The sequence below is a fragment of the Hathewaya massiliensis genome, from assembly GCF_902143515.1.
GTDB classification, from domain to species: Bacteria; Bacillota; Clostridia; order Clostridiales; family Clostridiaceae; genus Hathewaya; species Hathewaya massiliensis.
The window spans coordinates 147,980-172,749 of the sequence record NZ_CABFVD010000001.1; the positions used below are offsets into that span (position 1 = coordinate 147,980).

Here is a 24,770-nt window from a genome sequence, read left to right on the forward strand (position 1 = left end):
CCTCACTTTGATATTTTACGATTATTTATATACATAATAATATTTCTTATCTGAGTAATATTTAATATATAACCTGATACTATAAAAACTATAGTTCCTAATAACGAAGAAAGGGATATTTTAATAAGAACAATAAAAGTACTATCTAATGCTATATTTAAAAATTTATTTGATAATAAAATTGTAAATCCCATAAATACAGAGGCAACAATGGTTTTACAAAAAGAAATAATAATTTCCCTATTATTAATATTTTTTAATTTTCTATTTAAACTTATAAATAGAAGCATACATGCTAAGCATGTTGAAATTGCATTAGCAAGGGCTATACCATTTATGCCAAGAGGCCTTTGTAAAATAAAAATCAAAACTATATTTATAAACATTGCAAATCCGCTATTAATCATAGGTGTTTTAGTATCCTTTATAGTATAAAAAGCTTTACATAAAAAGTCTCTTATTCCATAAGGTAATAGTCCTATTATATAAAATGTAAGCAGCCCAGCAGTTAATGTGGTAGACTCCCTAGTAAATCTTCCTCTTTCAAATAATATAAATATTATACTCTTGCTATGTATCATAACCATAACTGTAACAGGTATTATGAATACAACTAATATTGATATATACTTAACTAAAGTTTCTTTCATTTCTTTAATATTATTATTAGCACTTTGTTTTGACATCATTGGATATACTACAGTGGATATTGCCACAGCAAAAATATCTACAAAAATTATGAAAACCCTATAAGAATATGTTAATGTAGAAAGACTTCCTGCTGAAAATCCTCCTGCAAAAGCTCTTTCCACAAAACTATTTATCTGTTGAACACTGGTTCCTAAAATAACTGGTAATATCATTACGCTCATTTTTATAAGCATAGGATCTTTTAAATCTATAAAAAATTTATACTTATAATTTTCTTTTCTCATAGCATAAATCTGTGGTAAAACTTGACATGCTGTTGCTATAAAAGTTATTAGAGTAAGTCCTAATATGCCATGTTTATTTCCAAAGAGCAATAAATATATAATTATAATCATATTAAGAGGAAGAGAAATCATTGCTGGAACAGCAAAGTTTCCTTCTGATTGTAAAAGACCATTAAAAATATATATAATAGAGTTAAATATTAAAGTTGGTAATAATATTTTTGTAAGCATAGCTGTATTAATTATCTCATTTTCATTGAATCCTGGATTTAAAAAAGATGATGCCGGCTTACTAAAAACCACAAATATTATAGTTATAATTGATGACCCTATTATAAATACATTTAACACATTATTAGTAAACTTTATGCCTTCCTCTTTACTAATTTTTCTCTTTTCATTATATAGTGGAATGAAGGTAGTAGTTATTGCAGTTCCTATAGCCATAAATAAAATCATGGGTATATTTGAGGCTGCATTAAAAACATCTAGTTCACTAGTAGCACCAAAGCTTGAAGCTATAAACATATCTCTTAATAGTCCTAATGCCCTACTTAAAATTGTAAAAATTGATATTAAACTAATACTCAATATCATACTTTTTTTTAATGCTTTCATTTCTCTACCTCTCTACATTCATTTATTTCTAAAAATGATACAATTATTCCAAACAAAAGCCAATGAGGTAAAAAATAAGTTATAGAACTAGGTGAAAAGCTTCCAAGTATAAAACCAACCAAGCTCAATATTATGCAGCGAGCTGCCATAACTATATCCCTGTTTTTGTATTTCTTTATATTACTTAATCTTTTAAATATGTATATAAGATACACTACATAAAAAATAAAAATACACACACCGAAATCACCTAATATTTCAAAAAACCATCCATGAGGATTATAAGTTTTATGGGTATTATTTAGTCCTTTTATGTACTCAGAGATATTTCCTACACCAAAACCAAATAAATTTTTCTCTTCTAAAACTCCTTTTATTACATCATAATAAAGGGTAAGTCTTATATTTTCTGATCCTTTTTTGCCTATTGCATTATTATTTTTTATATCTACAATAGATTCTTGTACACTTTTAATCTTATTTATATATCCTAAATTTTTCCCTGTAATTGCAGGCAATATTAGCATAAAACTTAATATAATAATTAGGCATAATGAATAAATAAGACCCTTTTTTCTATGTTTTGAATTGGAGATAGTATAAACTACTACTAAAACCACCATAGCAACTAAAGCAACAATATTAAATCTAGATGTAGTTAAAAGTAATATACCTACTGCAAAAAAACTATAAAAAATATACTTAAGTCTTTTTCTACGTGAATTTGTAATAGCCTTATAAATAAATAAAGGCAAAAACATAGTTATAAAACTACCAAAATTATTAGGATTATAGAAAAATGCTATAGGCCTTTTAGAAACCTCTGCTATAACCTTTGAAGACAATTTATACTGTGTAAATTCATCGTAATAATGTTTTACAGGTAGTTGTATTCTAAACATTATGGCTAATAGCCCTAAAATTAATGAAAGTATAAATACTATCTCTATAGTGCTTATTAAATTCTCTAATCTCTTATAATTGTTAACATATAAAATAATATTAATCATAAATAAAAATACTATAGCATATATTATTATAAATTTAATTGATAAATACTTATTATTAGCCCATATAGAACTAATAAGTATGTACACAAACCATAAAATATAAAAGCCAAAAATCTTTTTATCTAAATTGATTTTTATTTCTTTTTTATATAACTTATAGAGATTTATTACAGTAAACATCAATAATAAAATGTGAAAAAAATGCAGCTTGTCTATATATGGGAAAAATAAAGTATATTCAAATATAGACGCTATTATAAGGGTATAAAATAATTTATCATAATTGTCTTTAATATCCGTTCTATACACCATAAATACATAGCAACAAATAAACAATATATTGTTTACATAGTTTCTACTTAATATTCCCATTAATATTGATATAATAATTAATATTAATGAAAATTTATCTTTATATATAAGATTCATGCCAGTTCCTCCAAAGTTACATACGTGATCATTTCTTTGTACAAGCTATCCATGCAAAAATATTATATCACGTTTTAAATTAATATTATTTACAAATTTATTACTTTTTACTTAACTCGCTATATAACTTGTGTATAATCTTATCCCAATCAAAATTTTCCCTACACTCCTTATATGAGAGGTCACAACTTTCACTTAAATCCTTTAAAAAAATATAGTTTTCAAAGCATTGTTTTAAGCCTTCTACATCATTAAGCTTAACAACATCTCCCCCACCTTTACTGGTTATCTCTTCAGCTATACCTACCTCTGTTGAAATTATAGTATTTCCAAGAGCAGCAGCTTCTATAAAAGAAATACCAAAACTTTCAAAATCTGAAGTAAGAGAAAATATTTTAGACTCCCCGTATAATTTAAATAGTTCTCTTCTATCTCTTATCTCTTCTTTAAATACTACTTTATCTTTTAAATTAGGATTATTGTCATAAAATTCTTTAATGTATGGTTTAAATTCTTCTTCTATAGGACCTACTAAATATAATTTCCAATCTAGCTTTTCTATATCTTTAATCTTTGAAAAAGCTTCTAAAAGCATTTTTGTATTTTTTTCTTTTGCCCCTACCCTTGCTACATTTAAAATTATATTTTTTTTATGATTGAAATCATATTTTATATTTTCATGCTGTAGATAATCAAAATCCACTCCATTGGGAATATTTATTATTTTATGACTTTGTTTTTTCAATATATCTTTTAATTTAGGATATAGCTTTTTTTGCTCCACACTTATATAATCTGCTTTATTTAAATATAGGTTAGTAAGGAACATTCTAAACTTTCCTAAAGAATTTAATTTATCTATTAACTTATGGCTACAATCTAACTTTAGGTATACTTTACCTCTTTTATTTAAAAGTTTATAAATCATGGCATAGCACATAGAATAAAGAGTTATATGAAAAACTTGTAACATATCTATTTCTTTACTATGTTTTAAAAGATATATAACACCATCTATTGTATAATTTCCAGTGTATTTTTTTATAAAATCAATTTTTAGTCCCTTTACTTCCTTTTCTAAATAAGAATAATTTTCTTCATTTTTATAACATGCAATTTTTGCATCGAAGCCATAAAGTTTATGTAATTTATACGGAATCATTCCCATTTCTTTTACTAGATTCACATTCCAAGTATTAGGATATAATACACAATATTTCATTTTACTTCCTCCTATTTTACTTGTTTCTAATTATTTTTTTGATCTCTTCTATAGAAATATATCTAAATACTAAAATTGATATAAAATAAACTATAATAGTACCTATTATTTTTATTAAAACATGAAAAGGAGAAAAAACCTTTATAAAAAGTATCATTACTAATACTGAAGGTATTATCTTTATAAAATACTTGCTATATGTTATTTTAATCTCACTAGATGCAACCTTCCTCATTAAAATAAAGTTAAGTATTTCAGATATAACTGTAGTTATAGCTGCAGCATTAATTCCAAACTTAGGTATTAGTATAAAATTTAAAATAAGATTTAAAAGGGAAGATATACTAACTATCTTAAGATATACTTTTTCTTTTCCCCATGCATTTAAACTATAAGCATATATTTCTCTGAAAAATAGTATTAATATATAAAAAGATAATATATTAAAGGATACATAAGAATCTAAATATCTCTCTTTAAATAGAAATACTATTATTTCTTTTGAGAGCATTATAGAACCAATAAAAATAGGTACAGCTATCATAACTATTATCTTACTTAAATATGATAATAATTCTTTAAGCTTTTCAAATTCCTTGTTACTATAATAACTTATTAAATTAGGGAAAATTGGAATATAGATTATACTTATAAGACTTATTAAAAAAAAGATAATCTTATATCCAGTAGAATATAGTGCAAGTTCACTATCTGACCTTAAAAATCCTATAATTATAGTATCTACATTACAATTTATCATAGACAACATTCCTGATAGAAAGAAAGGAAATGCTGCTTTTAAATAATAAATATTACTATGTGGTTTAAATTTTATAGTAAGTTCGTAGGATTTTTTCCTATACACTATAAGATGATATATAGAAGCCATAAGCATCCCCATAAATGTACCTATGGGAATAATATAAAATTTCTCATCTCCATTTAAAAATAAAACTAATATAATTACTGGAATTATACTCTTAACTATATTGTATCTAGCATTATATTGCATTTCTGAAATTCCAGAGTAAAACCAGTCTATGTTAAAGGCAATAGGAAACAAAGTAATACCATAGATTATTAGCACATATGTAAAAACTGTTCCTTTATTGGCAAATATAGCTATTAAGATTATTAATAAAAAAGAAATCATAGCTATGATTAGCCTTAGCCCTATAATGTTTCCTACTAAGGATTGTATCTTTCCTTTATCATCTTTGTTTTTTGCAACTTCTTTTGTCCCATAAGTTTGAAGACCATAAAGTGTCATCATAGTAAAATATACTAATATAGCTTGTGATAAATTTATTACCCCAACTAAGTCTTTGCTTAAAGTTCTAGTGTAGTAAGTTATAAATAAAAAAGCAAATAACTGTGCAAAAATATTAGAAAATCCTAAGGAAAATAAATTTCTAAGTATTTTATTTATCTTCTACACTTCCTTTCTTTTTACCACGCTTGTAAAATAAAACCTTTAGTATAAATTTAGGTATCACTGCTAATCTCTTAATCCTATATGGCTCCTTAAAAGTTCTATAAAGCCATTCCATTTTTAAATTAATAATTATCTTAGGTGCTCTATTTAATTTCCCTGAAAATATATCAAAACTTCCTCCAACTCCCATAAAAACCTTACAAGGAAACTCATTAATATTATCCCATATAAATCTTTCCTGTCTTGGACATCCCATAGCAACAAAAAGAGCATAGGGTTTTTTACCTTTAATGTCTTGTAAAATCTCATTACAATCCTCTAAATCAAAATAGCCATTATGATATCCTAGTACGTTTAATCCTTTATATTTTTCCTTTAAATTCTCTGCACACTTTTGAACTACTTCTTCTTTAGCTCCAACTAAATATATACCCTTATTTTTATCCCTTGCTTGTTCTACTATGGTTTCCATTACTTCTATACCTGCTAACTTTTCTTTAACAGGATTCTTAAGTAATTTAGATGCTAGAACAGTGCCTACACCATCAGGAATTATTAAAGCTGTTTTATCGGTAAAACAATCTCTTAGCATTTTATCCTGGAGACCAGAATATAAAATTTCAGGATTTCCTGATATTATATTTACCTTATCTCTTTTTTCTATTTCATCTAAGAGTTCTTTTTTATCACCTTTGAATATATCATAAAAAAGTATTTTGCTATACATTTTAATCACCTTTTGTAATAATATTAAAAGAGAACAATGTACAAACAATGTTCTCATATGAATTTATCCCATGACTATCCGCTCTAGTACTCCCATTTTTTCAAAGTAGGAGAAAAGAGCGGCTACGTCCCTGGATAACGACTTCTAACCTTAAGAGGGAGTAAAAACTCCCTCTTAAGCTAATAACTCTGTTTATATTTAATTAATAGCTTACTATACTAGTATGCTCCCTCTTTCTTTAATACAGAGGTTACTGTTCTAATTAATATTTTAAAATCATAGAGTATGGAAAAATTCTTAATATAGTTTAAATCGTATGAAACAGTTTTTCCTAATTCAATTTCTCCTCGTCCACTAACTTGAGCTAGACCAGTTATACCTGGTAATACTAGTAGTCTTTGGTCATATTCTTTAGGATAATACCTAACTACATCAGGAATTTCAGGCCTTGGCCCTACTAGACTCATTTCTCCCTTTAAAACATTAAATAACTGAGGAAGTTCATCTAAACTAGTTTTTCTTAAAAAGGCTCCTACTTTTGTAATCCTATTATCTGATCTACTTTGAAATACAAAATTATTAAGATTCTTAGGATCTATTTTTAATTCTGATTTTTTTTCAGCATCAACTATCATAGTTCTAAATTTATATATTGTAAAATTTTCTTTATCTTTTCCTACCCTTACTTGCTTAAAAAGAGCAGGACCTTTAGAATCTATTTTTATAGCTGTAAATAAAATTATATAAAGTGGAGACAAAATTACAATTCCTATTAAAGATAATATTATATCAAAAAACCTCTTAATAATAAACTGAAGTTTTTTATCTTTAATGTCTCTCTCCACATCTATAGTTGGCAAATTATTCTCCATGGTTTCCTCCTCAAATTATATATTTTGTGAATTGTATTTATATGAACTAGCTACTGCAATTATAATCCAAAAAAAACTTATGACTTTAGGTGCTGAAAAGAAATTATCTATAAAGTTCATTGCCGTAAATGCAATTAATGATGACAGAAATCCTTTATAAAAATACTTATAATGGTAATTTTCCACTTCATTATAAAATTTAGCAACATTAAATACAAGAATTATTAAATAAGATATTAGAGCTACTAATCCTATTATACCTAATTCAACTTGTGCTTTAATGTATATATTATGAGGATGAAACTTACTGTAGGCTCCATAGCCTAAGAACTTTACCTTATTAATATACTGATCATAGTAAGTTCTATAATTTCCTGCTCCAACCCCTAAAATAGGATGATCTTTTATCATAAGAAAAGCCACTTTCCATAGGGTTATCCTTGATAAATTTTGGGATATATTACCTATATCTTTTACCCTATTCCTTATTTGAGGGAATAAAAGAGAAATTCCTCCTAAGGCTCCAACACCCCAAATTAACTTTAAATTATATGTAACTACAAAAACTAAAGCACCTAAAAATAATCCTATCCATGCATTTCTAGAAAAAGATAACATTATATTGAGAAAAGTTAAAAAAGAAACTGTTCCATAGATTATTCTCTTTTTTTTGTTTTTTTCTTTTATGCATAGCATTATGTATGGAAAAATAAGAAGAACACACAATGCACCTAAGTTATTAGAATTTTCTAAAGTAGATGCTATTCTTAAAAAGGAGCTTGCACCACTACTTTGAATTGTTCCCATACCTTTTAAGTATTCAAAGACTCCTATTAAATCTACCAAAAATAAGCTTAGGGTCACTATATTTAAAATCCTATTAAGTATGTTTTTACTATGAACCTCATATTTTATGATAAAAAATAAAATTACATAAGTAAAAAATCTTACACTTTCACTTAAAGCTAGCCTCTTATCTTTAGCATAAATTATGGAAATAAACATAATAGCTATCCATATAAATACTGAAATACTGAACTTATCCTTAAAAAAGTCCTTTATCCCCTTTATAAAACGCTCTCTTGATCTCTTATTTACCAATAAATTTATAATATAAGTTAATATTATAAATAAAATTATAATATCTCCATTTAAGGGTACTGTTTCTTTTATTTTAAATTTGCTAGGAGCTAATGGTAATACGATTATATATAAATATATAAGATATACTAATATAGACTCTAATAAACTCATTATACTATCTCCCATTAAAAACATTAATTAAAGTTCTTTTAATATTTTTTCTAATTTTCTCGTTATACTCTCTCTTGAATAGTTTTCTATAACATACTTTCTACCGTTTTGTCCCAATTCTTCTTTTAAGTCCTTATTCTTATGTAGTTTTAAAACTGCATCTGCAATCTCTTTTGCATTTTCAGGTTCAACAGTTATTCCAGCCCTAGCATCATTTATAAGTTTTTCTGCTTCTCCTTCTACAGCCAATACTATAGGCAATTCAGATGACAATGCTTCAAACATTTTTGATGGCAATGCTCCTTTAAATAAATCCAATTTTTTTAAAGGAACTACAGTAGCATCCATAGATGCTATTATTCTAGGCATATTAGGTTTAAGTTGTACTGGTTGAAAGGAAACATTATTTAATTCCTTTTCCTTTACCATATCCATAAGCTTAGACTTTTCTGGTCCATCTCCTATAAATACAAACTGTATATCTTTTTCTTCTTTTAATAATTCTGCTGCATCTATAATGACTTCTAATCCTTGAGCTAAACCATGTATACCAGCATAGCATACTGCAAACTTATCCTTTATGCCCCACTCTTCTCTTAATTTCTCATCTCTGTTTTCTTTTTTAAAGAATTCTGTATCTACTCCATTAGTTATTAAATGAACTTTATTTTTATCAAAGCCTCTGCTTACAATATTATCAACTATACCTTTTGTTTGCCCAGTAACTGCTGCTGCTTTTCTATAGGAAAATTCCTCAAGCCACGTAGAAGCTTTAATTAATAACTTATTATTTAGAACCCCTAGTTTAACAGCTGACTCTGGCCATAAATCTGAAACATTAAAAACAAACTTAGCTTTTTTTCTTTTTGCAATAACATACCCTGACCAACCTAAAAACAGTGGTGGTGATTCAGTAATTACGACATCTTGTTCTTCAATATGCTTTAAACCTGTAAATACTGAAGAAAACGTAAAGGATAAATAATTTTTTAATCTTTTCGTAAAGGATTTTTCTTTAGTAGCATAAATACTAGTACGTACAATCTTTATACCGTCTATCTCCTCTTTAACTAACTTCTTTCCTCTATATTCTTCAAATATCTCTCCCTTTGGATAGTTAGGCATAGCTGTTAATATAGTTATTTCATGTCCAAATTTTTTTAGCTGTTTTGCAAACTCAAAAATTCTATTTTGTGGTGCACCAACCTCTGGTGGACAATATTGTGTTAAAAATAATATTTTCATAATTTCACCTCAATTAACTAAAAACCTTGATTTATTATAGATAGTATTTTTTCAGAAGCATGCCCATCTCCAAAAATATCTTCTTGCTCTTTTTTAGGCATAAAATTAATTATGGAATCTAATATCTTTTCCTTATTAGTTCCTACTATTACATTCCAACCATTTTTAACTGTTTCTACCCATTCTGTTTCATCCCTCATAGTAATACAAGGTTTCTTTGCAAAAAATGCTTCTTTTTGAACCCCACCGCTATCTGTTACAATTTTTTCTGCATGCATTTCTAAAGCTATCATATCCAAGTATCCAACTGGTTCAATGATTTTAATATTTTCATTAAAATTTAAACCGTAATCTGTCATGTACTTCTTAGTTCTAGGATGCAGTGGAAGAACCACGGTTTTACCACTTTCATTTAAAGCTTCTATAATATTCTTTAATCTATTTATATCATTGGTATTTTCAGCTCTATGAATAGTAGTTAAAATATATTTATTTTCTTCTACACCTATTTTATTTAGTATAGATTCCTTTTCAGAAGCTATTTTTTTAAAATGCAATACAGCATCAAACATTACATCCCCAACATTGTAAACCCCTTTTGCTATGCCCTCTTTTTGTAAGTTGTTCTCAGCTGTTTCTGTTGGTACAAATAAAAACTTAGATATATGATCTGTTAATATTCTATTTTGTTCTTCTGGCATACTCATATTAAAACTTCTAAGTCCAGCTTCAACGTGAGCTACAGGTATTAATAATTTACTTGCACACAAAGCTCCTGCTAAGGTAGAATTTGTATCTCCATAAACCAATATTAAATCAGGTTTTTCCTTTAAATAAATCTTTTCAAGTTCTATAAGCATTTTACCTGTCTGTTCACCATGACCTCCAGAACCAACACATAAATTATAATCAGGTTTTGGTATTTTAAGTTCTTCAAAAAATATTTTTGACATATTTTCATCATAATGTTGCCCTGTATGTATAAGTATTTCTTCGTGTTCTTTTCTTATTACATTTGATACTGCTGCTGCCTTAATAAATTGTGGACGAGCACCAACTACAGTGATAATCTTCATAAATGCATCTCCCTTTATTAACTTAATAAGTCATTGTAAATTTTATTAATTTCATTAAAGTTATTTTCTATATTATAATTTGCCTTAACAAATTCTCTTCCTGCTGTTCCCATAGTTATTCTTAACTCTTTATCATTTACTAATTTTTCTAGGGCTACTTTAAGATCATCTATATCTTCCTTCTCCACTAATAAACTACTTATATTAGGGCATGTAGCCTCTGGTAAACCACCAACATTTGAAACTATAACAGGAATACCACAAGATTGTGCTTCTACTGCTGCTACTCCAAAACTTTCACTATCCAAAGTTGAAGGAAAAACCGCAATATCAAAATTATTGAAAGTTTTTACAACCTCATCTCTATTTAAGAATCCTAAAAATTTAACCTTATGTTCTATCTTTAGTTCTTTACATAAATTAACTAAATATTCTTTTTGACTTCCTTTTCCTGCAATCTCTAACCTAACCTTAGAGTTTTTTTCCGCAACTTTAGCAAAAGCCCTTATTAAGTATTCAATTCCATACTTGGGTTCTAAAGCTTTTATAGTACCTATTACTAGTTCATCCCTATTATACTTTTGATCCTCTTTTTCTGGCTTAAAAATATCAATATCAACCCCAAATGGAGTTACATAAATTGACTTATCCGTATATAAACTAGTTTCCTGCGCCATAACACTACTAGTTGATAGTATTCTATCAGCTTTAGATAAATTGTATTTAAGTAGTATTTTATTAATTATGGTTTTTCTTGGAAAATCAAAGACATCACTTCCCCATACAGACAAAACATAAGGATGAAAATTGCTTAGGGCTCCTAGAAATCCATAGCTAGTAGCATAATGTGCATGAACTATATCTGGATTTATTTCCCTTATAAGCTTTTTTACTTTTTTTCTATAGGTTAAGTATTCTAACTTTTTAAGGTTATTTTTATTTCTAATTTTATCTAAACTTACATCAAAAGAATACACCTTTACATTTGGAATAACCCCTTCATTTAAAGAAATCACATATACCTCATGTCCTCTATCTTTAAAGAAAGCACAAAGTTTTTTAGTGTGTATACTATTTGCATCAGATAAAAAACATATTTTCATTTAATCTCCTCCATAAGGATAATGCTATAACTTACTCAAATCCTCTATTATCTTTTGAGCTCGACAATCCCAAGTATTTTCTTCTAATACTTTACTTATATTTTGTTCCTTTTCAGCTATTTCATTCTTAGAGATATTATAAAAAAACTCTGATAGTTTATCCTTATTATATCCTAACTGCCATCCTATATTTTTCTTTGAGACAAAATCTCCTGCCACAGTATCTTCTACAGACAATATTGGCTTTCTATATCCTATATAAGTGAACAATTTTAATGGCATAGCAAATTCCCAATAACCAGTGGGTTTAATATATAAATTCATTATATCAAAATTCTTAGCTATGTTATATACTTCTTTCCCATCTTTATGTATGATTTCTATCCTATTATTCAAGAACTTACTATACTCTTTCTCATTGGCTTTCCACTCATTTTCTCTACAACAAACAGTTAAATATAAATTTTTATTTTCATTTACAACTTCAAAAAGTAACTTCAAATTATATAGCTCTTCGTTTATTCCACCTACATAAAAAATTTTAATTATATCCTTATTTTCTTTTTCCTTTATACAATAACCTTCACTCTCATCGCTTCCTGGAGGTAAATTTTCGATTTTACCCGTAAAATCCAAATTTAAATATTTAAACATTTCCATTGAAGGCAAATATAAAACATCTACTAATTCTTTATATCTTTTAAGGTCATATTCATAAAATAATTTAGAAATCACTTGTTTAAGAATATTAACCTGATTTTTATATTGAGGAAATTTCCAATGAATATCTCTATAAAAAAGCCCAATTGGAATGTTTTCCTTTGAACAATATTTTAGAAATCCAAAATCTAAAAAAGGATATTTAGGCAAATGATTTTTTTCTGTTAACAATGTTGGCATAGTAGAACTCTCACTATATAAAAAATCGTATTTTACTCCATTTTTTATATTTCTTTTTATATTCTCTATGGAGTTTTTTCTCTCCTTGCCATATCCCTCTACAACTTCTACATTGTACTCATTATTTTTAAGTCCTTCTATTATTTTTATTGGTCTAATATTGGTTCCTGACTTAACTTTATGATTTATTTTATAGGGCACATGAAAAATACAATTTTTAGAGTTCACTGTTATCATTCCTTTTATTATAAATTTTCCTCTAAGCTTTCTCTGTTTCTTAATACTATCATATTTATAATAGCAAAAATCCAAAACTCTTTAAAATATATAAAACCATATCTTCCTGAAATTAAACAATTAGATACTATACACATCCAAGCTAAAAATTCTATGGTAAATAAGCCCTTGTTTATTTTAAATGTAATTATTAATTGTATTAATATTATAATCCATATGCAAAGTTCAATTACAAGTCTAATTATACCACCATCTATAAGGTCTACTAAAAATAAATTATGAGGATGACTTCCTCCCAATTTTGGTTTTTTATTATTACCATATAGTTTTTCTATGTTACTGCTATACTTATCTACATACATGTAAGAAGAGTATCCTGAACCTCTTCCTATTAAATAATCTTTTAGTTTAAATGTCTTTATTTCTGTAAATGCCAAATTCCAAATAACTTTTCTACTATTTAAGGCACTTCCTTTATATATGGTCTTGTACGTATTGTTAACATTATATGGTTCTGCCTCTTCACGTATATCCTCGTATTTTTGTACATTTTCAGGTAAATTAGCACCATCTTTATAAAGATTTGTTACTACATTATTTAATCCTAAACTTACTCCCAATACTACAGAAATTGAAATAATTATAGGTAAAACACTTTTAAAATTCAAATTTTCTTCCATATAAAGCTTCCAAAAATAATATGCTATAACAACTAAAGAACTTATAAGTAATAGAATTACTCCTCTTCTAGAACCACCATTATATATAATAGGTACTGTAAGAAAAGAAGTTAAAGTGAACAATATGATTCTTTTTCTTAAACTTTCTATATTTTTAATTATAACTATTGATAACGCAAAGGTTCCTGTTAAAATTGCTGTTGCAGCTAAATTATAATCCTTTATCAAAGCTATTCTTCCATAAAAAGGTACAATAAGATTTATTAAGCCAAAATAAGCCAAAATAGAACATACTGATATCATAATTGATCCTATACCTAGAACTACAAATACTTTATTTAAATCTCTTCCATTGTCTATAAATAAGTACATAATTAAAGCAAGTATATACATTTGACCAATTACTACATACTTTATTAAAGCATATTTTTTTACAGGTGAATAAGCTATATTTATTATGTCTACAAGTATATATATATTTATTAAGATAAAAATCAATTTATTTAATCTACTATTAGAAAAAATTTTTTTAACCGCAACTTCTCTATTTTGTATAAAATAAATTATACTTAAAAGTAATGAAACCACTAATAGTATTTGATGAACAGGTATAGAGAAATTAAACACCAAGTCCATCCAAGTAAAAAATACAGTAATTAATATAAGATTTACAATATATTCAATTTTTACGCTCATAAAAAATCCTCCATATAAAATACAATTACAAAAATTAAAATGTTTTTGCTATAACTTCTTCATATTCATATACTCTCTTTTTAACACTTTCTATATTTCTAATTATGCCTCTTCCACTAGCAACAGAACAAGGCTTTTTCTCAATATACTCTAAAATTTCACCATATACATAAGCCCATTGTCTCCAAAGTGGATTGAGCTCATCAAAGGAAGAATTGTGCCATAAGATTGTAAATACCCCACCATAGTTCTCAACTGTAGACATCAATTCCTTAACTCTTAGTATACCCTCTTTGGGTTTTAAATTACTATAATTACTTCCTGCCAAAGTTACATCCATTACAATAAGAGGGATTTCCCATATATCTATTATTTTATTTTCTAATAAATCATAAGGCTTATAAGGAAAACAATATCCTGCTCTAAAGCCTTCCCTATCAGCATATCCTAAAGTTGTATCATAATTTAGTTTAACTGCTTCTTGCAATCTCCATGTATATGGTGCTTGAAACCTTAGATAATGTTGCCTACATCCATAGGGTTTTTCCCTTATTATTTTATCTAAAATTTCCTTTTCTTCTTTCATCAAATCTATATCATTATAACTATTGAAGCTTGCATGATATCCTGCTTCAAAATTGTTTTCTTCCACATACCTTATAAGGTTCTTTATTCGTTCATCATAAACCTTATAATAATTGTCCACCTTAGAAGTTCCACCACTCATGAAATAAAAACTTGATGTAAACCCTTTTTTCTGCTCTAAATCCATTATATCTTTTATGTTCCAATAAGGATCATTACTATAGTTTACCTTACTTTTAACGAATAAGCCTAAATTACTTAAAAATTTATTAGGAGATTTTTCCTTTAATAAATATCTAGCAGAATTTCTTATTTCTTTTTTAAAAGATGTATATTTAAATACCATGTCCACATCATGAGTTAAACAAACTGAAAATTTATTATTTCCCCACCAATTTTTTCTAAGATACCCCAGTTTAAATTCATCTATTATATTCCATAAAAATTCCACATATTCATTTACTATAGGTCTATCTAAAAAATCATTTTTATATGCAAGAGATTGTAACGCAGAAAATCTATTGTGAGGATCTTCTCTTTCTTCTAAGGCGCTTACTACTTCTTCCATCCTTGTAAGTATAAAGAATGAATCTGATATAAAGTCAAAATTCGTTTCATAACTCAAACTATGATTTTCATAAGTCCTTTTTAAATATATTGTATCTTCTTTAGAAAACAAAGAAATAAACTCTCCGTAATTATGTATATCAAACTTCTGAACCTTAATATTTTCAAACACTGTTTCCTTCATATAGGAATTAGAATTAAATAATCCATTGCTATCTTTTATTTTTATATTATATTTGAATTCAGGCAAATCATAGCTACTTTCATTATCTTTTAAATAACTTATTAATATATCTTCTGTATTAATATTTATATTTTGTGTTTTGTCTAATATTTTATAATCAAAACCTAAATTTAAAAATATAGTTTCAAAAACATATGATATCTGATTAATGTAATTTTTGTTTTGGATATATAGATATATCATAGAATTCTCCTCACAAATACATGTTATATTTTAAAAGGGTATCTATAGATAATTTAACCCTCTTGTCTATAGATACCATAAAATTATAATTTACCTACTAATCCCTTAATTCTTTCTTTTTCTGTAAGCACATTATCTTTATCATCTACAAGGACATGATATCCATCTTTAATTCTTACATTTACAGCACCTTTGCAGTCTCCAAATCCTTTTAAACATGGAGCATCAATTATTCCTAATTTTACTGCATTAGAAATAACTTCAGGTTGGATTAATGGATTTTCATAATCTTGACCTATCTTAATAATACTATTTATTATTTCCATAGCCTCTTCTTTTAAAGTTTCTTTTCTGTCATAAACCCTCTTATCTGCCATAAAATCTGGAATACCCTGCTTTGCTATTAAATATGATCGTTTAGCTATTTTTACAGATTCAATTATTTCCTTAGGAGTAGCTCTATCCACAGCTTCACAATAAGAAACCACATGTATTATATCTGGATCTAAATATGTTCCATAGAAGATCTCATTAGCAAGTTGGGCCTTTGCAGCATCCATATCCGCTGGATATGATAATAAGCCTGGTCTTACCATTCTAATAATCTTAAAGTCTTCAGATTCTAAGTCTTTAAGTAGTTCCACCTTAGCCATCATTTTAGCTATATCCATTTCTGGGGATATAGTTGGAGGATTACTAAGCATATATTGCATTATAAAATCTTTAACTCCTAATTCCTTTGCATTATAAGCTACTATATAAGACATAGCTACTTCTAAGGCATCATGTGCAAACCTTAAAGCCCATTGATGTGACTCATTTATTTCAACTGGAATACCATTTTCAGCATTCCACTTTATAGCCTCTTGATTTTCTCTCATGGCATCTTTAAGCTTTCTATCTGATCTTCTATCTATTTCAGAATACCAAGTTAGAGGAATAGCTGCCCAAGCATTATTTATGGTTCTCTTTAATATCTTTGAAAACTCTAATAGATGCTCAGTTCCTGAATAACATCTTAATAAAGGATAGTTACCTCTTCTTGTAGCTTCATACATACGAACTAAATCTTCTTCTTTTCGAATAGGTGCTCCACCTGCACCATTTTGCCTAATATCCATTCCCTCAGGATTAAAGTAAAATTGCTGACAATTTTGATCTGGAGCTAGGGAAATAATATCTAGTAGTTTAGAATCTGCTAAAGTCTTAATCCCTTCTTCTGTTTCTTCCAAAGTACCTAGTCCTATATGATGCCTGAAAAGCGGGTATGGTTTTTTGTATTCTAGTCTTTCCCTAAGTCTTTGAGGTGGCATTCCTCCCAACTTTTCCTTATTGTAAGTATCTCTTAAAAATAAAATACTTTCCTCTGGCTCTTCAGAACCATCAAAAACCTTCTTTATAAAGGAAAATTTTCTTGCAACTTCTGCAGTTTCTATGGTACCACCGAAGGAATAAATAATCCCTTCTAATAAGTTATTTTCTATTAACATACCCTCTAAGTCTTTTAATAACTTTTCTGTAGATTCCTTACTTAATCTATATCCTATAGAAACTATATGCGGCTGAATTTCTTTTATAGCATTAATTAACTTTTCTAAAGGTACCGCAGCTCCCATATAGGTAGTATCATAACCTTCTGCATCAGCCATTTGTGTAAATTTAAAAGCTCCTGCTACGTGAACACAACTTCCTATGGCTGCAGATATTAACTTTTTCACCTATCTCACCTCTTTAAAAATTTTGAGACCCTTCTTTTAAAATCACTTTCAGTTATATGTATTTTAAATTTCAAGCAGTCCCCTTTATTTTTTCTAGGATCTATAACCTTATTATGTTGTATAAGTTCTTTAACAACTTTTTTCTTTTCTATGTTATCTATATTCTTAATTACTTCTTTAAGAGGTATTACAGTCCACAATAACTGTTGCTTACCTTCAACATACTGTAAATCCTTATTTAAAACCATATCATCCACCATCATTTTAAATAAATTTACTCCACTTAAATATGAAGAATAGTTCCACATACCTGGTCTAGGATTTACTTCAATTAATTTAAAAGTATCATCTCTATGGTCATATTTATACTCTACATTAGTTATACCATAATACTTACATACTGTTAAAAGTTTTTTTGTAGGTTCTATTAATCTATTTTCATAGCATATCATGCCTGAAGTTATGGTTCCTGCTTCCTTAGGATATTGAGTTAATTTATGTCCAATAGAAACCCCTTTTAAATCACAATCCTTTTTACTACTATAAGTAGTAATGGTATATAAATTTTCTATTCCACCTGGTATATATTCTTGTAATATAAAAGTGCTTTTATATCCATTCTCAAATTTTTCCGTAAGGTAACTTTCCAGTTCTTCAAAATCCTGAAAAACCATATTCCTCTTTTCTGAAGGAAAAGCTGATATAAATTCTACTACTTCTGTAGGTTTAACAAGTATTGGAGTCTTTAAATGGCTCTTAATTCCTTCTATGTTATGTTTATTACATAAGAATGTTTTTGGATATTTAACTCCAAGTTCATCACAATATTTATAAAGCTTATCCTTAATAGTTAGTTTTTCTATTATATCCCATTCTGGAAAAGAGAACTTATAATATTTTTCTAACTCGCTTCTATGTTTTACTAGAGAAATTAACCATTCATCTTTTGTAGTTATTATAATTGGAGTTATATTTTTTTGCTTTAAATTCTGACCTAACTTTATAATTTCTTCTATAAAATCTTCTTCATAAACCTTAGGATCTTTTACTAGCTTGTGCTCACAAAGATCTGAATAGTAACAAATATTTTTTACATGGTCACAAACCAAAGATTTTATTTTATATTCATTATAAAAAGTTCTAACTATACTGTAGGCATTTACATAACCGCCAAAAATTACTGGAATAAAGTTCATTTGCATAGCATCTCCTTGTTAAATCTCCTACCTAAGTTAATAAAATCATAGTCCATTAATAGGGAAGCAAAATCTATTACAGCCTTTATATATTTTAGCTCTATTCCAAACTCTTTACCCGTATAATATATAGGTACAAGCCCCGTACTTATATCATCATAAATATATCTATGTTCTATAGTGTCTGGAGAAGCTATGTTCTTATAGGCTTCTATTTCATTTATGCTTTCATAGACTGAAGCTCCACTGGACCCATACTCTCTATTTAACCATGTTAGTAGGGATATATACTGGCATCCTATTTTCTCACAAACAATTTTTCTCTCAGCATCTACATTCTCTATATATTTAACTACAGTTGGAGAAAATCCTTCTGTGTAATATTTAAATTTACTCCCACTTTCAATTCTAGCTAAATTAAGTATTGTAGGAATAGGATGCAGCAAAGCACCTATATTATTTAAAGTTACCTTAAAGTAATCTTCTTCATAAACGAATTCTGGAATTATAGACTGAATATAATCTATATGTTCTTTTTCTAACTTATCGAAATGAGAATATAGAACCTTAGCTTTTAATCCGTGAATATATAATTTATTTTTATTTATTCTGCAAGCATGTAAAATAGTTTGAGTTTCTATACAGGTTGGACAAAAACCTCTTAGTTCTTTAATTTTTTCTGAAAAAACTAAACTTCCATAAGTTCTACCTGGCATTAAAATAAAAACTTGGTCTTCTCTTATGAATGGAGCTACTATTTTAGCTATATCAATATGTGCATTTCCTGGAGTAACTACAAAAATATATTTAGCATTACATATGGCTGATTCTATGTCATTTGTAAGTTTCGTTATTCTTATATTGTTTACTGAATTTTCTTCAACCTTAGTAACTTCTACTATGTTATTGTTATCTTCTATATTTTTTATTCGGTCCTCTGTCCTGTTCCACACAGTAGTCTTTATGCCCTTTTCTTCTAAATAAGTAGAAATGGCAATTCCCCCATTGCCTGCTCCTAAAACTGCTATCACACATATCACTCCATTTCATCTTAATCTTATTTTCATCCTATTTTAATCTTATCTAATGTTAGCTTTAACTTTAGTTACATATTTTAACCCTGACTTTAATACATACAATATAGTATCTCTATAAATATATATTATAGCTAATATTAACACTAAATCTGCTAATAACAATTTTGCTCCATTTAAAGTAAAAGATATGAAATTAGCTATTATTATTAGTAGTAATCCTTTAAAAAATTCTCTATAGTCTATCTTTACCACAAAGAATTTTTTAATAGTAAAAAGCCTATTTATCCATAATGCAAGATATGCAACTAAAGTAGATATAGCTGCTGCATATATTCCAATAAATTTTATCAAGGAAATATTAACTACAATATTCACAATAGCACTATATACAGTAGTAGTAAAAGCTTCTTTAGTTTTTTTTGCACAATTATAACCAACACCATAAAATAGTCCAAAACTTAAAAACATATTTGCTACAAAAAGAATATTTCCATACTTCCAAGCATCTCTATATTCTGCCCCAACTAGAAACATCATACATGGTTTTAAAAAGATTACACACCCTAATACTAATAAAATTTGAAACTTCATTAATCTACTAAAGACATTTGTGAAAAATACATCTCTATTTTCTGAGTTATAATTCTCTATAGCTGATGTTTGCCACGCCCTATCAAATATGCTATTGAACATAAATAAAAAGGAAGCAAACTTATTGGAGAGGGAGTATATACCTACGGCTCCTCCCCCTATGAAAATTTTCAATAGATACCTATCAGAAGCATTCATTACCCACCAATTTATAGTGTTAGGTATAAGAGGAAGAGAATAGATTAATAGTTCCTTAAAAATGTCTTTGTTAAAAACTTTTAAATCATAGTAATGAAATAATTTTCCCCAGAAAATTATTGCTAAAGTTACTATTAATAAGGTTATTACGTTAGCATAAATCATTCCTTCATAACTCATACCTAAATACCCTATGAAAAATATATTTAAAATACAGAATATTAAAGTAGACATTATTCCAGTAATAGAATAGACTTTTATCTTGTCAATGCCTCTCAAAATCTGCTTTACCATATTATTCAACATAGTAAGTAAGAAATATAGTAAAATCACCCATATATAAGGTATTTCTAGTTTAAACACTTTATATATAATAATAAATGCAATCATACTAATAACTGAAGAAATAATAGTAAAATTTATACCTGTGGATACAATTTCACCTTTTTCATATTTATCATCCAATAAATATCTGAAAACACCACTAGTAAGTTGAAGTGATATTATCGGAATTGCAAGTGATAATGTAGTACCAATTAAGTCCATAGAACCAAATTCAGTTGTGGATAAGTATCTAGTATAAAACGGAACTAATAGAAAACTTATAATTTTAGAGCCAAAATCCCCTAGTGCATATAGTAACATATCTACTAAAAGTCTTTTCCCCTTATTATTCATCAGCTTCACTCCTAAAATATCTACAATAAAAACTATTGATTTTCAAGAAGTTGATCTTCTGGAACATCTTTAAAGTATTTTGCAGGAACTCCTAAAACAATTGTACCCTTTTTTACATCTTTAGTTACTACAGACCCTGCAGCTGCAAATCCATCTTCTTCAATAGTTTTCCCTGGCAATATTACTGTCCCCGCACCAACTCTACCACCTTTTTTAATTGTAACTCCTTTAAAATGATTAAATCTTTCTTTACTTCTTGCAGCATAATTATCATTAGAAGTTATTACGCAAGGTGCAATAAACACATTATCTTCAACCTCTGAGTAAGCTGTTAAATATACATTAGTTTGGATTTTGCAATTAGATCCTACTTTGCAGAAATTTTCAATAGTAGCACCTTTACCTATAATGGTTTTTTCTCCAATTTCAACATCTTCTCTCACCACTGCCAAATCTGCTATTAAAGTTTTATTGCCTATATTAGCGCCTATATAAATTATAGTTCCTGCCCCTATTAAGCATTCATCTCCTATATTACAAGGTTCAAAACTTTTATCATCTTTAAATATACTATTAACAGATCTCATAGGTTCTTTTCCAACTACAGTATTATCATCTATTCTTACATTGTTTCCTATAGTTGTCCCTTTATGAATAACAACATTGTTTCCTATTATGCAATTTTCACCTATAGTAACTGAGTCTTCTATAACAGCAAACTTACCTATCTTAACATTTTTACCCAACAAGGCTTTTTCTGATATATAATTCATTTCCATATACAATTCTCCATCTATATTATTTTTTTATCTTTTTAACATTAACCATTTCCATAGTTGAGAACTTTTCTAGTGGGAATTTAACTGGTTCTCCTGTTAATCTTGATTTATATGCAGCTAATATAATAGCCATTCCCTTTTTGCCCTCTTCTCCAGATACAAGTGGTTCTTTATTTTCTTTTATAGAATCTATCATATCTTTAAATAGTGGATTATGTCCAAAGCCATAAACTGTATCAGGATCTCCCTCTTGAGCAGCTAATATAGATGCTTCTTCCCCTTCAGTCTCATCTTTAAATCTCCAAGTTTCTATTTTATTTACAGCAAGACCACCTATACATACTGTTCCACTTTCTCCAAATATACTTAAAGTCTCTTCTAAGTTCTTTGGATATACACAAGCACTTCCCTCTATTATACCAATAGCTCCGTTTTTAAATCTTATTATTATAGCTCCAAAATCCTCTGCTTCAATATCTCTTAAGAAAGTATCACATTGCGCGTATACTGTATCTATTTCTCCACCCATCATCCATTGAAGTAAGTCTATATTATGTATACATTGATTCATTAGAGTTCCACCATCTAGTTCCCATGTACCTCTCCATGGTGCTTGAGTGTAGTATCCCATATTTCTATTCCAAAGTATTCTTGCTGTTCCATTAATAACCCTGCCAAATCTATTTTTTTCTACAGCAGTTCTCAATTGTTGTATAGGCTTATTAAATCTATTTTGGTGACTTACACATAGTTTCACCCCATTTTCTTTTGAACATGCAATCATTCTATCTGCATCTTCTATAGAAAGAGCCATAGGTTTTTCTACTATAACATGCTTTTTATGCTCCATGCAGTAAATAGCTATGTCAGGATGATATCCACTCTCTGTTGCTATACAAATTACATCTATATCTTCTTTTTGTAACATTTCCTTATAATCTGTATAAACACTTACTTCATATTCTTTTCCCATTTCTTCTATATATTGATTTTTCTTTTCAATAGCTTTTTCTTCCACAACATCACAAACTGAAACCAAAACAGCTTCCTCTTTATTGCTAACTATTGCCTCTACATGCTTATATGATATTCTTCCACAACCTATTATTGCAAATTTTAACATAAAAAACACTTCCTTTTCTCTATTTATATATTACAAACTTTCTAAAATTTATTTAATCTATATTAAACTTTTACAAAGCACATATCTAAAACATATATAATATATTATCTTTTTTTCCTGGAAATTTTTAAAAATTCTTTTGCCTCTTTTATTATTAAAGTAAGATCTTTTCTATTTATTAACAGTAACTCTTTTGAACTTACATTAAATTCTTTTTTAAAGAAATTTATATATTGAATTCCATAAGCTAAATAAGAAAATGTCGACGCTATAGCAGCTCCAATGCCATGAAACTTAGGTATTAAAATTAGATTTAATACTGTATTTATTAATAAAGATATAAATGAAAACTTATTAATAGCACTGACATTTCCACTTGAATAAAAATAAGGAATAGTTATTTTCCCTATGGAAACAAAGGGTATACTGAAAAATAAAATAAAAGTTATTATCATACTTCCCTTATATTTCAAGCTATACACAATAGGTATTAAGGGTATGCACATTATGCCTAAACAAGATATTATAATACAGGATGTAAATCCATATCTTAATGTCCTTATAACTATTTCTTTTCTTTCCTTAGATTCCTTAGGCAAGTTATACAGCCTAGCAGTTATAGGATTGGATATAGCTTGAGGTATAATTAAAACAAGCTCTGCTAGAGATACAGCTAAAGCGTATAGTCCCAGTTCTGTATTTCCTACAAAAAACTTTATTAGAAATAAGTCTACTTTGTAATTAAGATAAATACAAAGATTAGCTAATAATGGATTTACTCCGTATTTAATCTCCTCAATTATTATATTGATCTTTAAAGTGAATTTATATTTATATCCTGATTTTATAAATAGAAGAAAATCATTAATAATCATCTCAACTATTTTAATAATTAAATATGTTTCTAAATTAATATTCTTTATGTTTATAATGATTAATGAAGAGGATATTATGGAGCTTATAACATAATACCTATTCATTTCTTTTATTCTTTCATCACCTACATATATAGTATTTAAAAATACCTTTAATAGAGTAAGAAGAGTATATGCTAAAAAACATAAAAACAGAAATTTACTATAATTCACAAATAGAATTTTATTTTTATATAGACAAAAAAAACATATAGTAGTAATACCCCATATAAAAAGATTATAAGTCAGATTTACCCTATATATAAATTGCCTATTGTAATTTTTTCTAGTTTGAAAATATGTAGTTGAATTTATTACGCCAAGGTGTCCATAATTGCAAAATAAATCTGCTATCAACATAAAAAAGGTTAAATTTCCTTTGTTTGTAGGTCCTAATTGTCTACTTACTATGATACTTATTATAAAACTTAATACCACATTAAAGACCTGAACCGCAAAATTATTAATTATGTTTTCCTTATATTGAGACACTTCTATACCCCATTTTTAATATAAAG

20 protein-coding genes are annotated in these 24,770 nt (G+C 27.5%); all 20 read right to left on the reverse strand.

Features of this window, described 5'->3' with window-relative positions; genetic code table 11:
- Positions 1-2 precede the first annotated feature (2 nt).
- The 20 genes from murJ to FNZ64_RS00830 all read right to left on the reverse strand — a co-directional run bounded on the left by murJ (position 3) and on the right by FNZ64_RS00830 (position 24,744).
- Positions 3-1,553, reverse strand: a complete 1,551-nt coding sequence (murJ, locus tag FNZ64_RS00735; protein ID WP_142412968.1) for a murein biosynthesis integral membrane protein MurJ — start codon at positions 1,551-1,553, stop codon at positions 3-5.
- On the reverse strand, positions 1,550-2,992 hold the full coding sequence (locus tag FNZ64_RS00740) for an O-antigen ligase family protein (protein WP_142412969.1): 1,443 nt from the start codon (positions 2,990-2,992) through the stop codon (positions 1,550-1,552). Before FNZ64_RS00740 ends, murJ begins: the two co-directional genes overlap by 4 nt.
- Before the next feature lie 100 nt (positions 2,993-3,092).
- Complete coding sequence (locus tag FNZ64_RS00745; protein ID WP_142412970.1) at positions 3,093-4,214, reverse strand: glycosyltransferase family 4 protein; 1,122 nt, start codon at positions 4,212-4,214, stop codon at positions 3,093-3,095.
- Between the two features lie 16 nt (positions 4,215-4,230).
- Positions 4,231-5,643 (reverse strand): flippase, encoded by a 1,413-nt coding sequence (locus FNZ64_RS00750; protein WP_341472621.1) that lies wholly within the window; start codon positions 5,641-5,643, stop codon positions 4,231-4,233.
- The gene (locus tag FNZ64_RS00755) at positions 5,636-6,376 is read right to left on the reverse strand and encodes a WecB/TagA/CpsF family glycosyltransferase (RefSeq protein ID WP_243129166.1); all 741 of its coding nucleotides are present in this window, start codon (positions 6,374-6,376) and stop codon (positions 5,636-5,638) included. Before FNZ64_RS00755 ends, FNZ64_RS00750 begins: the two co-directional genes overlap by 8 nt.
- A gap of 218 nt (positions 6,377-6,594) precedes the next feature.
- Entirely contained in the window at positions 6,595-7,248 is a 654-nt protein-coding gene (locus FNZ64_RS00760; protein WP_142412971.1) for an exopolysaccharide biosynthesis polyprenyl glycosylphosphotransferase, read from the reverse strand.
- A 15-nt stretch (positions 7,249-7,263) separates the two neighbouring features.
- The gene (locus FNZ64_RS00765; RefSeq protein WP_142412972.1) at positions 7,264-8,502 is read right to left on the reverse strand and encodes an O-antigen ligase family protein; all 1,239 of its coding nucleotides are present in this window, start codon (positions 8,500-8,502) and stop codon (positions 7,264-7,266) included.
- Between the two features lie 27 nt (positions 8,503-8,529).
- Complete coding sequence (locus FNZ64_RS00770; RefSeq protein WP_142412973.1) at positions 8,530-9,747, reverse strand: glycosyltransferase family 4 protein; 1,218 nt, start codon at positions 9,745-9,747, stop codon at positions 8,530-8,532.
- Positions 9,748-9,764: 17 nt separating this feature from the next.
- Positions 9,765-10,823: a non-hydrolyzing UDP-N-acetylglucosamine 2-epimerase gene (gene wecB, locus FNZ64_RS00775; protein WP_142412974.1), complete on the reverse strand. Its 1,059-nt coding sequence runs from the start codon at positions 10,821-10,823 to the stop codon at positions 9,765-9,767.
- Positions 10,824-10,840: 17 nt separating this feature from the next.
- The gene (locus FNZ64_RS00780) at positions 10,841-11,926 is read right to left on the reverse strand and encodes a glycosyltransferase (RefSeq protein ID WP_142412975.1); all 1,086 of its coding nucleotides are present in this window, start codon (positions 11,924-11,926) and stop codon (positions 10,841-10,843) included.
- Positions 11,927-11,950: 24 nt separating this feature from the next.
- A complete protein-coding gene (locus tag FNZ64_RS00785; protein WP_142412976.1) occupies positions 11,951-13,054 on the reverse strand; it encodes a glycosyltransferase family 1 protein in 1,104 nt (367 codons plus the stop codon).
- Between the two features lie 17 nt (positions 13,055-13,071).
- Positions 13,072-14,439 carry an O-antigen ligase family protein gene (locus FNZ64_RS00790; RefSeq protein WP_142412977.1) on the reverse strand — a complete coding sequence of 456 codons (1,368 nt, stop codon included), beginning with the start codon at positions 14,437-14,439 and terminating at the stop codon, positions 13,072-13,074.
- 34 nt (positions 14,440-14,473) lie between these two features.
- Positions 14,474-16,018 (reverse strand): polysaccharide deacetylase family protein, encoded by a 1,545-nt coding sequence (locus FNZ64_RS00795; protein ID WP_142412978.1) that lies wholly within the window; start codon positions 16,016-16,018, stop codon positions 14,474-14,476.
- 83 nt (positions 16,019-16,101) lie between these two features.
- On the reverse strand, positions 16,102-17,736 hold the full coding sequence (locus tag FNZ64_RS00800; RefSeq protein ID WP_142412979.1) for a cobalamin B12-binding domain-containing protein: 1,635 nt from the start codon (positions 17,734-17,736) through the stop codon (positions 16,102-16,104).
- Between the two features lie 5 nt (positions 17,737-17,741).
- The gene (locus FNZ64_RS00805; protein WP_142412980.1) at positions 17,742-18,938 is read right to left on the reverse strand and encodes a carboxylate--amine ligase; all 1,197 of its coding nucleotides are present in this window, start codon (positions 18,936-18,938) and stop codon (positions 17,742-17,744) included.
- Complete coding sequence (locus FNZ64_RS00810; protein ID WP_185903634.1) at positions 18,929-19,963, reverse strand: NAD/NADP octopine/nopaline dehydrogenase family protein; 1,035 nt, start codon at positions 19,961-19,963, stop codon at positions 18,929-18,931. Before FNZ64_RS00810 ends, FNZ64_RS00805 begins: the two co-directional genes overlap by 10 nt.
- A gap of 48 nt (positions 19,964-20,011) precedes the next feature.
- Positions 20,012-21,436 carry a lipopolysaccharide biosynthesis protein gene (locus FNZ64_RS00815; protein ID WP_142412982.1) on the reverse strand — a complete coding sequence of 475 codons (1,425 nt, stop codon included), beginning with the start codon at positions 21,434-21,436 and terminating at the stop codon, positions 20,012-20,014.
- A 32-nt stretch (positions 21,437-21,468) separates the two neighbouring features.
- Complete coding sequence (locus FNZ64_RS00820; protein WP_142412983.1) at positions 21,469-22,215, reverse strand: acyltransferase; 747 nt, start codon at positions 22,213-22,215, stop codon at positions 21,469-21,471.
- 19 nt (positions 22,216-22,234) lie between these two features.
- A complete protein-coding gene (locus FNZ64_RS00825; protein ID WP_142412984.1) occupies positions 22,235-23,338 on the reverse strand; it encodes a Gfo/Idh/MocA family protein in 1,104 nt (367 codons plus the stop codon).
- A 104-nt stretch (positions 23,339-23,442) separates the two neighbouring features.
- On the reverse strand, positions 23,443-24,744 hold the full coding sequence (locus FNZ64_RS00830) for a lipopolysaccharide biosynthesis protein (protein WP_142412985.1): 1,302 nt from the start codon (positions 24,742-24,744) through the stop codon (positions 23,443-23,445).
- Positions 24,745-24,770: the final 26 nt, after the last annotated feature.